Source organism: Bacteroides sp. An19, from assembly GCF_002160215.1.
Taxonomy (GTDB): Bacteria; Bacteroidota; Bacteroidia; order Bacteroidales; family Bacteroidaceae; genus Phocaeicola; species Phocaeicola intestinalis.
This window is the reverse complement of sequence record NZ_NFKD01000085.1, coordinates 1-14618: the sequence shown is the minus strand read 5'-3', so window position 1 is coordinate 14618 and position 14618 is coordinate 1. Positions and strand designations below refer to the sequence as shown.

At 41.8% G+C, this 14618-nt stretch carries 17 protein-coding genes; all 17 read left to right on the top strand.

The features are described from left to right. Positions 1 to 108: 108 nt before the first annotated feature. A complete protein-coding gene (locus B5F25_RS19315; protein ID WP_087251522.1) occupies positions 109 to 984 on the top strand; it encodes a DUF1573 domain-containing protein in 876 nt (291 codons plus the stop codon). A 314-nt stretch (positions 985 to 1298) separates the two neighbouring features. Continuing rightward, entirely contained in the window at positions 1299 to 1538 is a 240-nt protein-coding gene (locus B5F25_RS19310; RefSeq protein WP_087251521.1) for an NVEALA domain-containing protein, read from the top strand. Between the two features lie 3 nt (positions 1539 to 1541). Continuing rightward, positions 1542 to 1766 carry a hypothetical protein gene (locus B5F25_RS21315; protein ID WP_140400209.1) on the top strand — a complete coding sequence of 75 codons (225 nt, stop codon included), beginning with the start codon at positions 1542 to 1544 and terminating at the stop codon, positions 1764 to 1766. A 70-nt stretch (positions 1767 to 1836) separates the two neighbouring features. Continuing rightward, on the top strand, positions 1837 to 2889 hold the full coding sequence (locus B5F25_RS19305; protein WP_158098023.1) for a BF3164 family lipoprotein: 1053 nt from the start codon (positions 1837 to 1839) through the stop codon (positions 2887 to 2889). A gap of 241 nt (positions 2890 to 3130) precedes the next feature. After that, on the top strand, positions 3131 to 3373 hold the full coding sequence (locus B5F25_RS21310; RefSeq protein WP_140400224.1) for an NVEALA domain-containing protein: 243 nt from the start codon (positions 3131 to 3133) through the stop codon (positions 3371 to 3373). 77 nt (positions 3374 to 3450) lie between these two features. Then, on the top strand, positions 3451 to 4545 hold the full coding sequence (locus tag B5F25_RS19295; RefSeq protein ID WP_158100090.1) for a 6-bladed beta-propeller: 1095 nt from the start codon (positions 3451 to 3453) through the stop codon (positions 4543 to 4545). Positions 4546 to 4618: 73 nt separating this feature from the next. Continuing rightward, the gene (locus tag B5F25_RS19290; protein ID WP_087207358.1) at positions 4619 to 4882 is read left to right on the top strand and encodes an NVEALA domain-containing protein; all 264 of its coding nucleotides are present in this window, start codon (positions 4619 to 4621) and stop codon (positions 4880 to 4882) included. Between the two features lie 74 nt (positions 4883 to 4956). After that, complete coding sequence (locus tag B5F25_RS19285; protein ID WP_087251519.1) at positions 4957 to 6111, top strand: 6-bladed beta-propeller; 1155 nt, start codon at positions 4957 to 4959, stop codon at positions 6109 to 6111. Positions 6112 to 6260: 149 nt separating this feature from the next. After that, positions 6261 to 8168, top strand: a complete 1908-nt coding sequence (locus tag B5F25_RS19280) for a discoidin domain-containing protein (RefSeq protein ID WP_087207355.1) — start codon at positions 6261 to 6263, stop codon at positions 8166 to 8168. Positions 8169 to 8317: 149 nt separating this feature from the next. After that, the gene (locus B5F25_RS19275) at positions 8318 to 8572 is read left to right on the top strand and encodes an NVEALA domain-containing protein (protein WP_087251518.1); all 255 of its coding nucleotides are present in this window, start codon (positions 8318 to 8320) and stop codon (positions 8570 to 8572) included. 77 nt (positions 8573 to 8649) lie between these two features. Next, entirely contained in the window at positions 8650 to 9675 is a 1026-nt protein-coding gene (locus tag B5F25_RS19270) for a BF3164 family lipoprotein (RefSeq protein ID WP_087251517.1), read from the top strand. Positions 9676 to 9687: 12 nt separating this feature from the next. Next, positions 9688 to 10188 (top strand): hypothetical protein, encoded by a 501-nt coding sequence (locus B5F25_RS19265; RefSeq protein WP_140400050.1) that lies wholly within the window; start codon positions 9688 to 9690, stop codon positions 10186 to 10188. Between the two features lie 117 nt (positions 10189 to 10305). Then, entirely contained in the window at positions 10306 to 10602 is a 297-nt protein-coding gene (locus tag B5F25_RS19260; protein WP_087207345.1) for an NVEALA domain-containing protein, read from the top strand. A 149-nt stretch (positions 10603 to 10751) separates the two neighbouring features. Further along, positions 10752 to 11594 (top strand): hypothetical protein, encoded by an 843-nt coding sequence (locus tag B5F25_RS19255; protein WP_239414083.1) that lies wholly within the window; start codon positions 10752 to 10754, stop codon positions 11592 to 11594. After that, positions 11578 to 12075 (top strand): hypothetical protein, encoded by a 498-nt coding sequence (locus B5F25_RS19250; protein WP_239414084.1) that lies wholly within the window; start codon positions 11578 to 11580, stop codon positions 12073 to 12075. Before B5F25_RS19255 ends, B5F25_RS19250 begins: the two co-directional genes overlap by 17 nt. Positions 12076 to 12208: 133 nt before the next feature. Then, on the top strand, positions 12209 to 13123 hold the full coding sequence (lepB, locus tag B5F25_RS19245) for a signal peptidase I (RefSeq protein WP_087251515.1): 915 nt from the start codon (positions 12209 to 12211) through the stop codon (positions 13121 to 13123). Between the two features lie 191 nt (positions 13124 to 13314). Then, a partial coding sequence (locus B5F25_RS19240; protein ID WP_162614458.1) for a hypothetical protein occupies positions 13315 to 14618 on the top strand: 1304 nt, incomplete at its 3' end.

Genomic DNA, 14618 nt, shown 5'->3' with positions numbered 1-14618 from the left:
ATGATTGACCTAAGCGGTATGCCTGCAGGTACGTATCAGTTGCGGATAGAAATAGATGGTACGGTTTATACAGGTACTTTCCGTTTGTAACCAAATGTTACCAAAGCTATGAAGAAAACAGGTATATTCTTACTGTTGCTGTCTTTGCTGGCAGCCTGTCAAGAATCTGATAAGGAACGCCTGACTCGCCTGGTGCAGGAATGGGATGGGAAGGAAATCGCTTTTCCTGCGCAAGCGGTGTTTACGGTACAGGGCAGGGACACGGTAGATTTCCGCTGGCAGTCTGCTCCTTACCGCATCGTGACGTATGTCGATTCTCTGGGTTGTGCCAGCTGCAAGCTGCAGCTGCCCAAGTGGAAACAGTTGATAGTGGAGACCGATTCGTTGTTCGGAAAGAAAAAGCTGTCTTATGTATTCTTTTTCCATCCGAAAGATGCACGCGAGTTAACCTATCTGACTCGCCGTGATGCTTTTACTTATCCGGTGTGTTTCGACCGTGAGGATGCTTTTAACCACCTGAATCGTTTCCCTTCGGAGATGGCTCTGCAGACTTTTCTGCTCGATAAGGACAACCGGGTAGTTGCCATCGGCAATCCTGTCCATAATCCGCAGGTGAAGGAACTTTATCTGAACATTATCGGCGGCAAGCGTTCCGCAACAACCGGTACGAAGCAGACCTCTGCTTCGTTAAGCGAACAGGATGTGCGGTTCGGTTCTTTCCCGATGGGGGAGAAGAAAGAGCGGAAGGTGACGCTGAAGAACACGGGTGATGCTCCTTTGGTGATACACGGGGTGGATACTTCTTGTGGTTGCACGCGTGTGGAATACAGCCAGCGTCCTTTGCGTCCGGGCGAGGAAACCACCTTGCTCATCATTTACGAGGCGGATGAGGCTGGTCATTTCCGCAAGACGGTAGACGTGTATTGCAACACGGCAGATGCTCCGTTGCGCATCAGTGTGACGGGAGAAGCGGTAAGCAATTGATAATTGACAATGGACAATTGACAATTGGGTTTCTTCCATTCGTTGTAGGGGCGTATCGCATACGCCCGAATGCGCCAACTAATCCATGCGGATGCAAAAGATAATGATATCATATATAATAAGGAGTGGAAACGATACAGAAAGTGTTTGGAAGACAACCTGTATGTTCCCACTCCAGTCAAACCCTAAAATAGAAAGGAGGACAGACCGTTGCAAAGTTAAGAAGAAAACAGAAGATTCGCAAATCGGTGATTTGCGGCTTCGCAGATGAAAAAACGAATTGAATTGAATAATAACTTTAAACGAATTTAATTATGAAAACAACTATTTTGAAATTGATTTTTTCGACAGCATTGATTGTGGTAGCAGGCATTACGCTTTATCGTGCACAAGAAAAAGAGATGTTATCTGATATAGCTTTATCTAATGTAGAAGCACTGGCTAGAGGAGAAAGTGATGGTGATTGTTCAGATTGTGCTATCTATGCTCCAGGTATATGTAAAGACTGGGGATGGGGTGGTTGTACAGGAAAAAATGCTATAAAATATTTGTAAACTATGAAAAGAGTAGGTTGTGTATTAATATCTTTGTTGTTTATTGTTAGTTGGGGATTTGTAACAACGTCATCTAAGCAGAATGCAAAAGAAGAACTGTTACTTCTACAGAATGTGGAAGCGCTCGCTGTTCCAGAAATCATAGTTGGACCATTTTGTATGGTAACAAGTTCTATTTGTGTTGTAGAATCTGATGGGCTATTTCTTAGAGGTGTTCCTTTATTTTAATTTTTATTGTCAGGAAATGTGTAAGGCTTTGTTTTATTCATTTCCTGACTCTTTAAAACGTGAATTCGTCATGAAACGGATTATATATGGTTTATTGTTGTGTTTGAGCTTTGGTGGGTGTAAACAAGAGCAAGATGGCTTTTCTGCTTTTGATTCTTCTTTTAGGAATGTGCGTAAAGTGATAGTTGATAATTGTATAAAATCGGATTTGCTTTTAGGACGCCCTTTTTTTATTGAATACGCTGATTCATGTGTGTTTATATATGACGATTTGGGTGATAGTCTTTTCGTTATGGTTGATTTGGCTGAAAGGAATTGTGTGTATCGTTTTGGTACAAGAGGGCAGGGGAATAATGAGTTTTTACAAGTGGCTTCACTACATAGAATGGCTAGTGATTCTAGTATCTGTACTTATGATTTTTACCGCCATGCTTTGAGCCGGATTGATGTCCGGAATGTTAAGCAAGGTATTAAGGATTATGTAGTATTGAAAAAAGACAGCCTGAATAGCATTGATATGTTACCAACGAAATACGGAAGTTTTATAGGATTGGGATTTTATGAAAATACAATGTTTTCTTTATTACGAGAAAATCTGACGGATTTCTTTTACGAGTATCCGTACCGTGACAGTCGTGAACGTCGAATTAGTAATCGGTTAAGAGGCATGGCGTATCAAGGTACATTACGTTCGGCTCCATCGTTAGATAAATTTGTGTTTGCCATGAATACTTCTCCTATATTTATGTTGTATACTATAGAGAAGGATAAGATTGTAGAACAATATCGCTGGATAGGTAGCTATCCGGTATATCGCACGGAAGAAACCGAGATATCTCGTTCTGCACCACTTGATGCAAGCAGGCCTGTTGGTTTTATTTATGCATACGCTACTGATAACTATGTGTATTTGTTGTATTCTGGTAAAAGTATGAAAGACTATCAAGCTGATGCGTTTACTGGCAATGTCATTTATCAAGTGGATTGGAAAGGTAATCCAGTTCGTAAATATGTATCGGACAAAGCTTTGTCTACATTTTGTGTCTCCGATTCAGATGAAATGATATATGCGGTAGCTAAAGATAATGAACCGACATTGGTTAAAATTGATTTGTCTAAGTAAAAATGGTTGTTTCTCTGATTAAATAGAAATGAAACAGATACTTGGAATAATCATTTTATCATGGCTGCTCTTCGGCTGTTCTTTCTGGGAAACATCGGGGAGGTTGCTGGATATTGGCGAAGGAACCCCCATTGAGGCTCACCCATACGCTTACGACTTGGTTATGTCTAATCCGTTGAATCTTGCGGTAGTGAAAGACAAGCTGCTCTTGTTCCAGCATACGGGTGAAGATGCTGTCCTGATGATGGACCGTGAAAGCGGTAAGCCCGTAGGCTGTTGGGGAGTTGCCGGAGTAACGGCTTATCAGGCACAGGATAAAGAAGTGATGTCAGACTTGGCTCTTGCCAATGTGGAAGCGTTGGCGAATGGGGAAGGCGGTTCTGAATGTAGATGGAAAAGAGTGAAAGATGAATATGGTTGCACTGTGCATTATTGTATCCAAGGTGGTGATGGAAGTGTTTGTTCTTGCGGATCTGTAGCTTGATGGTAAATACGAGGATGCATATTGGAATATGCAATCATTTTTAGTGTGCATCCTCTTTCAACTTATCTATGAATTGTATGAAACGTATTGGGTATTATTGTTTAATGTTATTGGCTTTTGCTTCTTGTTCGCGGTCTCCCCAGCCAATGGAGGCTCTTTATCCTGTGCAAGGATATACAGATTTGTCGCAGGAAAAAGTGAAATTGTCATCATTGTTTGCTGAATATAGGCTGATACCTTTGGAAACGAATGATTCTTCGCTGATAGGAGGACGCGGAAATAAGGTGCTTCAACGGGATTCGTCATTTTATATTGAATCGGAAAACACAATTTTAAGTTTTGACAATGACGGACATTTTATCAGCCGTTTTGATAAGCGTGGCAGTGGTCCGGAAGATTACATTGACATTTCCGACTTTGATGTAGTCAGCTCTTCAGAGGGGAAAACCGAATTGTGGTTATCAGGTGCTGGTGGCATAAAAGTGTACGATGCATTATCGGGTGCTTTTATACGAGGTGTTTTGTCTGGTTCTTATGTACATCAGTTTCAATATGTGAATGACAGTACGTTGCTTTTTGTCGATTCGGGCGATGAAGTGTTTCATGTTTGCGATTTGACAGGGAAAGAACGCTTTCGTTACTTTAAGAAAGATTTGGCAAATTCAATCCATAAGTTTAATCAGTTCTTTTTTTGCCGTGGAAAGATATGCTATCAGTTAGGCAATACGCTTGAAGCGATAGTATACGACCCTGATGCCGATGCTTGCAGCTTGCAGCCGATATTACCGGCGGAAGGCAATGTCTTGACTCCTCAAGTCAGCCGTGATTATTATGACAAGTATGGATATTTGGAGCAAGATAAAAAGCTGATGGAGAATTATGTAATGCTTTCGGTCGTGCGTACGGTTCGGGGAGGAGCGGTTTTTGAATGGATAGCTCCGGGTATGGAATACGGATTGTCTTTTTGTTCTTCAGATAAATGCCATACAATTCCTTTCTCTGCGATAGACAATGACATTTGCGAAACGGATGACAACCGTTTTCTTGCTACATTGACTTGTTGTGAAAGTGATAATGATTCGGTTTTGCTGTTCCAAGTGCCGGATAAGGGCGATGGAGAGAATAATTTTAGTCTGTTAGAAGCAGTATGCAAGGATATGCAATTTAACTAAAAGCAAATCGAGGATTTGCGGCTTCGCAGAGAAAAGTAAATGAAGTACTAATCAATTAAAAAACAATACAGTTATGAAACGAAATATCTTAAAAATAACATTTATTGCAGCGGTAGCCGTAGCGGCAGGCTATACTGCTTATAGCCAGTCACAGAAAACGGAAGCATTGTCTGACTTGGCATTGGAAAATGTGGAAGCGTTGGCACAAAGTGAATCTCAAGGAATGAAATATGAGAGGCAGAAGCAGGATATTACGGAAATTTGGGATGATGCATCGGGAACTTATAAAAAAGTAGTTATAACTGTTTGTGAAGGTAAAGGCTCTCTTGATTGTTAAATAGAAATTAGAATAAGCGATCCTTATTATGTATTTACAGGATAAGGATCTCTTTGTAAAATTGTAAAAGGGTTATGAGTAAGTATTTTTTTATCGTATTGCTTTTAAGTGTACTTGCCGGATGCCATAAGCAGGAGGGGCAGCGTTTAGGTTTGAATATGGTTTCGGTAGACGGAATGAGAAATGATGATACCGGTAAATTTGATTCTTTTTTCCAATTCAGTCACTACATTACGCTTGAAACTACCGATTCATCTTTGATTGGTAAAGCGAAAAAAATAAAGATGTATGATGGTAAAATCTATGTGTTGGATGGAAAAGATGATAAGATTGTGGTTTTCGACTCCATAGGGAATTACATCCGTCAATATGCACATTTAGGACAAGGACCGGGAGAATATGTAGGATTGGGGGATTTCGATATAAAAGGAGATACGTTATATCTGATGGGTGAATTTGACGGATATGTCTTAAAGTATGATTTGACAGACCGGTATTGTGGCAGAGAAAGAATCCCGAAAGCGGAAGGTCTATTGGTTTTGTCTAATGGAGATTATGCTTTGAATTTAGGATTAGGTCGTGCTGATAATGGCAGTGGTAAGTCTTATAACAGTTATGTTGTGTGTCGTGAAGGGGAATTATTATATCAAGATATACCTTTTAATAAAAATATTCAAGGTAAGGCTTATTCATTTGCTGAGGGGTATAATGCTTTTTACCATTATAAAGATTCTATTTTTACTTTTTTTCCGTTCAATGATACAATCTATGTTGTAAACCCCAAAGACGGGGTGCTTAATCCTTATTTGTCTGTAGCATTGAATAAACAGAAAATCGAACTGAGTATGTCGGCATCCAAAGCTTTAAAATTAGCAAAGGAATTAACTCCTTCTATTTTCGCTTTTTATAAATGGGATAATTATATGTGTTGCTCATTCTATTATGCAGATAATCCTCGGAGGTATTTGATTTTCTCAAAAGATGGATCTATTTTGTTTTGTGGTAGTTTTAATTTGGATAAGTATAAACTTCCCATACGTATGGTTGCTTACGAGACAGATCAAACTTCCGTTCAGATGTTGAGTTTGGTATATCCGGAAGAAATGCTTTTTTTATATAAAAAATACGGCTCGAATAGCAAGTTGCTTGATAAGATTGCTTCTGGGATGGGAGAAGAGAGTAATCCTGTGCTTTTGTTTTATGATTTTAAATTGCAGGATAAAAAATGAATGAAAAATGCATGTTGATAAATATATGAATTACGTCAATTGAGGTTTACTCCCAGAGTGTTATATTGCGGTCAAGACGGTATGGATATGGAAGTAGGTCGACCCGTATACGGATAAATGAAATGGAAAAGATGTTTAAGAAGAATCGAATGAAAACGTTACTGAAAACATGTGTGTGGGTAGCAGCGGCATGGCTGTCTGTCGGATGCGACCGTGTCCTGGACACGTCGCTGGAACTGAGCGGGGAAAACCGGAGCCAGCTGGAAGCCGTGATAACCCATTATGCCGGTGAGCCGGAAAAGCAAGAGGCAGCTAAATTCCTGATACGGAACATGAAGAGGCACTATACGGCAGACTGTCCGTATATGGACACGTATTACGAATTGACCGACAGCCTGCAGCGGGACACAAATGTTGCCGTTTCTGCGCTGAAAGTGATTTATGACTCTATTTATACGCCTCAGCGGTTTGCGGGAATAAAACGTACGCCCGACTTGAAAGCGGTGCGCTCCGATTTCCTGATCAGCCATATCGATGCCGCCTTCGAGGCTTGGAAGTCACCGTGGGCGAAAGACTTGACCTTTGATGAGTTTTGCGAATACATCTTGCCTTATCGGGTAGGACATGAACGGTTGGAACTGTGGCGCGATTTGTACAAGGAAACGTATGCTCCGTTGGTGCAGCCTTTGTTACATCAACAAGTAGATTCAGTGTATGAAGTGATTATGCGCCGGATTATAGGGAACCGCTATTTTACTCCTTCCTACGTGCCCGACCTTCGCCCCTCTTCGTTGCTGCATTTGCGTTATGGATCGTGTCCTTCTTTTGTGGCAATGGGCGCTTATCTGTACCGCAGCATTGGCGTGCCGGTGGCTTGCGACTTTACGCCTAATTGGACCAATCATGCCATGGGGCACAACTGGCTTTCTATTATATCCGAAGGAAAAACGTATCCTATTATGCCGGGGTCTGCAGTTGCATTCGGACAACACATCGCTCATAACTCTTATCATCTTTCGAAAGCTTATCGGCAGTTGTTTGGCGAAACGGGAGGACTGATAAAGGATGAAGAGAATGTGCCCGCTTTGTTCAGCGACCCTCATATCGTGGATGTGACCGACCAGTATATCCAGACCGTTGACGTGAACTTGCCCGATTGCTTCCCGCAGGCACATGCTCCCCGTTACGCTTACTTGGGCGTGTTCGATGCGCAGAATTGGAAAATCGTGGCGTATGGCAAACGGAGAGGGAAAGGCTATCGTTTCGAGCGGATGGCACCAGGAGCGGTGTACCTCCCGATGTATTATTCAGAAGGGTCTACGGCATCGGCTTACTATCCCATAAAAGTGGATGAGGATGGAGGGTTGCATGTATTGAAGCCTGATACGGCACGGCTGCGGTCGGTAAAGCTGTATCGCAAATTCATGGATTTGTTCCCTCGGATTTGGCTGAATAATTTTGCTGGGAGCAGGTTTGTGTTCAGCCGTGACGCTTCGTTCCGCCGGGCAGACACGATACGGGTTGATACGTTGGCAGAATGCAATTTTCAGACGGTGGTATTGGGAAAGCCATACCGCTATATGAAATTCATCCCTGTTGCAAAAACCGGAGGGAATATAGCTGAAATTAGGTTGTATGACAAACAGGGAAAGCAGGTAAAGGGAAAGATTATCGGCAATTTCCATCCGAAAGAACCGGATGATGTGATGCAGGCAATGGGAATGGCTTTTGACGGAAATGTATTGAGTTGTTCGCGTACAGACGGCAAGCAAAAAGACGCTTGGTTGGGGCTGGATTTAGGTAAAGCCGTTGAGTTGTCAAAGCTGGTCTATCTTCCTCGCAACGATGATAATTTTATCCGCGAGGGCGAACTGTACGAACTGTTTTATTGGGATAAAGGCTGGCGGTCGTTAGGGCAGAAGACAGGCGATGGCGAACGGCAATGTTTAGTATATGATAATGTACCGGAGAACGCCTTGCTGTTGCTCCGCAATTTAAGTAAAGGCAAAGAAGAACGGATTTTTACGTATGAAGGAGGGAAACAAGTGTGGTGGTAATTGGCATGTTTCCATTCCACCCATAAAACGAAAGGAGGTTAAGCCGATGCAAAGTTAAGAAGAAAAACAGGAGACAAGCAAATCGGGGATTTGCGGCTTCGCAGACGAAAAATCAAACAGAATATCAATCATTAAAAAATAAACAAAAGATGAAAAAGCTTATTTTAAAAATTACGTTTATCGCGGCGGTAGCCGTAGCTTCAGCTTATACTACTTATAGTCAGTCACAGAAAGTAGAAGTTTTGTCTGATTTAGCATTGGAGAATGTGGAAGCGTTGGCACAATTTGAATGTGTTTCAGTAACGGGTGATATATTGTTTTATTGCGTATCAGACCTGATGCGGTCCTGCTATTGTAACGGTTTGCATCCAGGTAGAGGTTATTATAAGACTAACACTTTATAAGCGGCATTTGTTGAAGTAGTGCATTTAGGTATCATCTAAAGTGCGCTGCTTCTTATTTAATATAAATATTTTCAGTTATGAGGATTTCAGTTATATTATTGGCTTTATTGTTTTTGTTCAGTTGCGGGCGGGAAGAATCCCCTATGTCGAAGTATGGTTTCCGTACGGTAGAGCAAGTCAGTTTTCATCCAGTTGAAAGTGATTTTCTATTTAAACCAACCGCAATAGAAGTGTTTGATTCCTTATTGTTGGTACACGATCCGGTAGAAGGAAATACTTACACGCTATTTTCTATCAGTTCGCCTGATGTGCAGATTTCCGGCGGTAAGAAAGGGACAGGTCCGGATGAGGTTTTATACGGACAGTTTACGGATAAGATTAATGAAAAAGAGTTTCAGGTGATTGATATGTCAAACGGGAAAGTCTTGATATATAACGTAGACAGTATTTTGAAAAGCCGTTCGTTTATACCTGTGCATTCATTTTTTTATAATGAATTGGCAGTTCAAAAAGCAAAAGGATTGCAGTATTGTTATTATTTGGAGGACAGCACTTATATCGGCCTTGGCGACAGTAATCAAGGTAAATATTATTGCATCGGAAAAGATACGGTGACCTATTGGGGAAATTACCCGAAAGACCTAACAATGAGCAGTTCTCCATTTTATTTGTTTCAAGGGGTTTTGCAGATAAATGCAGACCGTAACCTGTTGCTTTATCATTCTCCAACCGGTTATTATTATGAACTGTATGCCCGTTCAGGGGATGCGTGGAAACAACGTTTTGTCGAATACATGCCGATAGAACATGCCGAGGATGTTGTTACGGAGAATACGCCATGCGGAGTCAGTTCTGCCGATTTGGATAATGACTTCGTTTATCTGTTGTTTTCCGGTCGTACCTTGAAAGAATATCCGGAAGAGACCTTTCTCGCTTCGCATATTTTCATTTTGACGACAAAAGGTGAAAAGGTGAAATGTCTGGAAACTGATCGGTTGAATGTTTTTATGTGTGTAGAACGGAAACAGAACCGTATTTATGCCATTTCCCGTAATCCTGATACAGGGGAGTATGAAGTAGGGTATTATCCATTCGCAATATAAAAAAGGTAGAAAATGAGAAAATATATATTGTCGCTTATCATTTTGGGATGTTTTTGCTCTTGCTCTCATCGGTCTTCTTTTAATGAGAAAATCTGTTCCATGTATATTGGGAAAGAATTGGTTTATTTTCCTGATTCTGATTTGGTGAATCGTCAATTGGCAAATCAGAGTAGGTATAAGTTGCTTCATACAATGGATATAACCTGTACTTCTTGCATATACGAAATATTGGATAATGAATCTTTTATTCACGCATTGACAGACCGTCATATATCTTTTGAAATAGTAGGTTACAGTTCTTATAAAGATTCCATATTTAATACGGTGTTGCTTCAATATCCTTTCTATTTTGATTTTTATAGGAAATTCAGGACAAGGAACAAAATACTTGATGATAATGTGGTTCGGACTTTTCTCTTAGATGGGAAAAAGGTTTTGTTTGCCGGTGACATGAAAGACAATATGTTTAAAGAGCAAATTATTCAATATGTGAAAACAGAAAATATTCATTAGTAGCTATTACCATTATGGCGAATTTAAAAGAAAAACAGGAGACAAGCAAATCGGGGATTTGCGGCTTCACAAAGAAGAAATCAAACAGAATATTAATCATTAAAAAACGAATAAAAGATGAAAAAACTTATTTTTTTAATTACGTTTATCGCAGTGGTAGCCATAACGGCAGGTTACAATATGTATATTGCGTTAGATAAGAAGGTTTATATGACAGAGTTTATATTGACTAACGTAGAAGCATTGGCACAACCGGAAAATGGAGGTAGCGGCAACTATTCATGTACAGCAACTGTGGACTGCGGGCTTCCTTTAGGCGGTTCAGTGTCTTGCAGTGGTCAAAGATGTAGTCGGGGGATTGATTGGACGAGAGGCGCTTATGTTGAATGTGATGGAAATAAAACATTTTGCTGAATATGAATAGGGCGTTATTTTTGATTTTAATACTTTTGTGTCTTGTTTCTTGTCAAAAGAACAAGCGTCAAAGTGACTTGACATATTGTAAGATTGAGAGTCAAATCGAAACCTATCCGGATTCCAGTTTTTTCTCTGACATAACTTGTATGGTTTATGACAAGGGCAATGTTTATGTATTAGACAAAAAGCGGGGGGACATCGTCGTGTTAAGTGATGACTTGCAACGGATGGAATATGTCACTCATCATGGGGCAGCGCCTTATGAAACGACCTGGCCTTTTACGTTCAATGTGCAGTATGATACAGTGTATGTAGTGGATTTCGGTACCAAGTCTATGAAGAAATTTTATGGTGGATCGTTCTGCGGCGATTTCTTGCTTTCGAATGCGAATGAGAATCGTTTCAGCCTTCGTGATTCGTTGATATACTTGTCGGCAAATACTGATTCAACCAGTTTCTTGCTTATTGATACACGTCATCCTGACCGGCAAGTCCCCAAAGGGGAAGTGGTACAGGAAAAGACAGCATTTAAGACGGTTATATCCAATCGGAAACATATTCTTTATGCCGAAGGAAAAGGAATTTTCTCGGTATCGGATTGTTATCCTTATATAGACCAATATACCTTTGACGGGAGATATGTCCGGAGGTTTGATATTTCATCTATTCCTGTCATAAAGGCAGCTATGGAAATATCCGAGAAACAGGCTAACCGCGAGAAATCAGTTTACATCTATATTCGTGACGCTTATCTTGCCGATGGTCATTTGTATCTGTTATGTTCATCGCGTACAGACCAAAACGAGTACAAGGTAAATACAATCTTGGATTTGTCTGTAGACGAAGATATGAAGTTGGTTTCTACTTATATGCTTCCGCATGATATTTATTCTTCTTTTTGTGTTTCAGATACTTATCTGTTTGCGGCACAAGAAGTGGACGAAACAACCATTGAAAAATTTAAATTGCGTGATGATGCTGAAAGATAAGGTTTTTATCGTATTGCTATTGCTGCCTTTTTTGTTCGGATGCAGTAATGAGAAAAATAAGCCACAAAGGGAAGTCAACATACAGAAGGATGAATATGATTTGATAGGAAGGAGAATTACGTCTATTGATTCCATTGTATCCGATAGAAAGTATGGGGTCGTTTTTGTGTTTAATTATTACGATTGCGGTAATTGTGTCGATTTAGGTTTTTCTGTGACGAAAGAAATAGATTCTCTTTATCATGAAAGGAAAGTTGCAGTTATTTCAACGGTGGGCAGTTCTTCTTTTTACCAAAAGCGTAATGCTTATTATGAATATGTATATGCAGATTCAAAGGATTTGATTCGAAAAGAATTGAAATATATTCCGACTCCTATCATGATTTTGATGGATTCTTTGAATACGATAAGAAATTATATATTGCCTGGCACTTCGGATAAGAAGGAAATCATTTCTTTTATTGAGTCAGTTGAGAATTAGAAATATTGAATATTCGTATTTCACCTAATAACTGTAAGGGGGTGCGGATATTCATAATTAGGATATGAGAACGGGAATAAGCTTGTAACGTGTTTGGTTGGGCTGTTAAAGTTTACGTAAATCAATAGAGCGAATGAAACGGATACGGATAATCAGGAAAAAGGTGTTCTGCTTGGCGTATAAGGTATGTGCAGTGGCGGTATGCCTGTATGCGGCATGGATTGTGTTGCGCATCGCAGGTCAGGTGTTCCTGTTTGCCTCGTTTTCCATCCCTTCCGATTCGATGGTGCCTGTGTTGCGTCCGGGCGACTATGTGCTGGTGGACAAACCGCTGAAAGGGGCACGGATATTCGATGTATGGGATGCGGCTGAACACCGTCCGTTTGAGATACGGAGATTGCCCGGCTTGGAAGAGTTCCGCCGTGGGGAAGTGCTGGTATTCAATTTCCCTTACCCCGAACGTTGGGACAGCATCGGGTTTGATGTCATGCTGTATTACGTGAAGCGTTGCATCGGCGAGCCTGGCGATACGGTGGAGATAAGGGATGCACGTTACCTGGTGCGTGGAACAGATGTTCCGGTGGGGAACACGGATGCACAGGAACGGCTTTCACGGCTGTTGTCCAAAAAGTCTGGCAGGAAGGAGATGATACGCCAGCATTGCTACTATACGTTTCCGCATGACTCTACGTTGGGGTGGAACGTCTGCAACTTCGGCCCCTTGTATGTTCCCGCGCGTGGCGATTCGATAGAGATGACCCGGAACCATTACCTGTTTTACAGGAACTTGATAGAATGGGAACAGCGGAGAAAGTTGGTGCAAAAGGACGATGGCTTCTATTTGGAGGGCAAACGGATAACGGGTTACCGTTTCCGCGAGAATTATTATTTTATGGGCGGTGACAATTGTTTTAACTCGCAAGACTCGCGTTATTGGGGGCTGCTTCCCGAACCTTACCTCGTAGGCAAGGCTACGCGTATATGGAAGTCGGTCGATCCATATACGGGTTCGGTAGACTGGAGGCGGGTATGGAAGCGTATCGAGTGAAAAATAGCCCGTATGTAACATTCATGTACGAATTGTAACGTTTTTGGCACCTGGCTGCATGGACGATGTAACAAGGAGAAAAATAAACGGAATCTAAACTGAACCTAAAATGAGATTTCAGGTAAAATTTGTAGAAGATATTTGTCTGGCCGGTATGGGATGTCATGAAGAAAATTCATATATTTGCGGGCATGAAACACGTAATGCTGCTTAGCCTCTGCCTGCTGTTGCTTGGTTCCTGCCGCCAAGGGAGCAAGAACGATCTGGCTTTGCTGCAGGAGGCCTCCCTACATACCGCACAACCTGATTCGGTAATGGACCTGCTCGGGCAGATAGTCCGCCCCGACTGTTTGCAAGGAAAGGCGCGGGCAGACTATGCCTTGCTCTATACCGAAGCCCTGAACAAGCAGGACCGGATAGGCACGGACGATTCGCTGATAAAGCTCGCCCTCGGCTATTACAGCAAACAGGCTCCCGGCATTCCGCTTGCCAAAAGCTATTTCCTCTTGGGGCGCATCTGCCAGCAGCAAGGCAACGACACCCTTGCCCTGAAGGTCAACCTGCAGGCACTTGCCGCTTTGCCCTCACAAACGCAAGACCGTACACGGATGTTGGTGAACTACGACTTGGGTTATCTTTACCATCAAAAAGGTTTCTACCGGCAAGCCCTTTTGCACTATCGGGAAATGCAGAAGTATGTAGACGCACATCCCGATACGACGGATTGCTACATCGCCGCATATAGTATGGGAGACATCTTTATGCTGCTGAATCGATACGACAGTGCTTACCATTATTATCAGGAAGCCATTTCGTTCGCCCGCCAATTAGAAAATGAATCCTACGAAAGGTATATCATCAGGCAATTGTGCCTGCATGCCCGTTTGACTGGTAATCGCCAACAGGCTAAAGCTTACCTGCAGGAAATAGTTGATACTTACGGCAATGATTTTTACAACAAAGCGGTGCTTTTCAAAGAAGAAGGAAATGCAGATTCGGCTTCTTTCTATTTCCTCAAAGCAACAAAAAATTCCCAAATCATTACCCGTGCCATGTCGTTTTATCACCTGTTCCAATTACACCGGAAAGCACATCCCGATTGGGCTTGCGTTTATGTAGATTCTTTCCATATTTATAAAGATTCGCTTTACGCCTTGCGGCAAACGGACAAGATAGAAAGACTGACCGCAGCGTATCGGCAAGAGGTAGACCGTCAAAAGGAGGAAGCTGACCGGCGTGAAAACGCCATCTACCTGTGGGGCGGCATCGGTATTACGCTGTTGCTTTGCGGCATCGTCATCTTCTTCTTTATTCAGCACAAGAAGCGCCGCTACCTGCTATTAGAGAAACAACTGGTCGCAAACCGATTGGCGGCAATCAAAGAATATGTAGCTGAACAGAACCGGCGGAACCCTGAAGCATGGAAAACGATGCGCCAAGAGATAGCAGCCAAAGAAACGCAAACACTTATCGGACAGTTTCAAGAGACCGTATG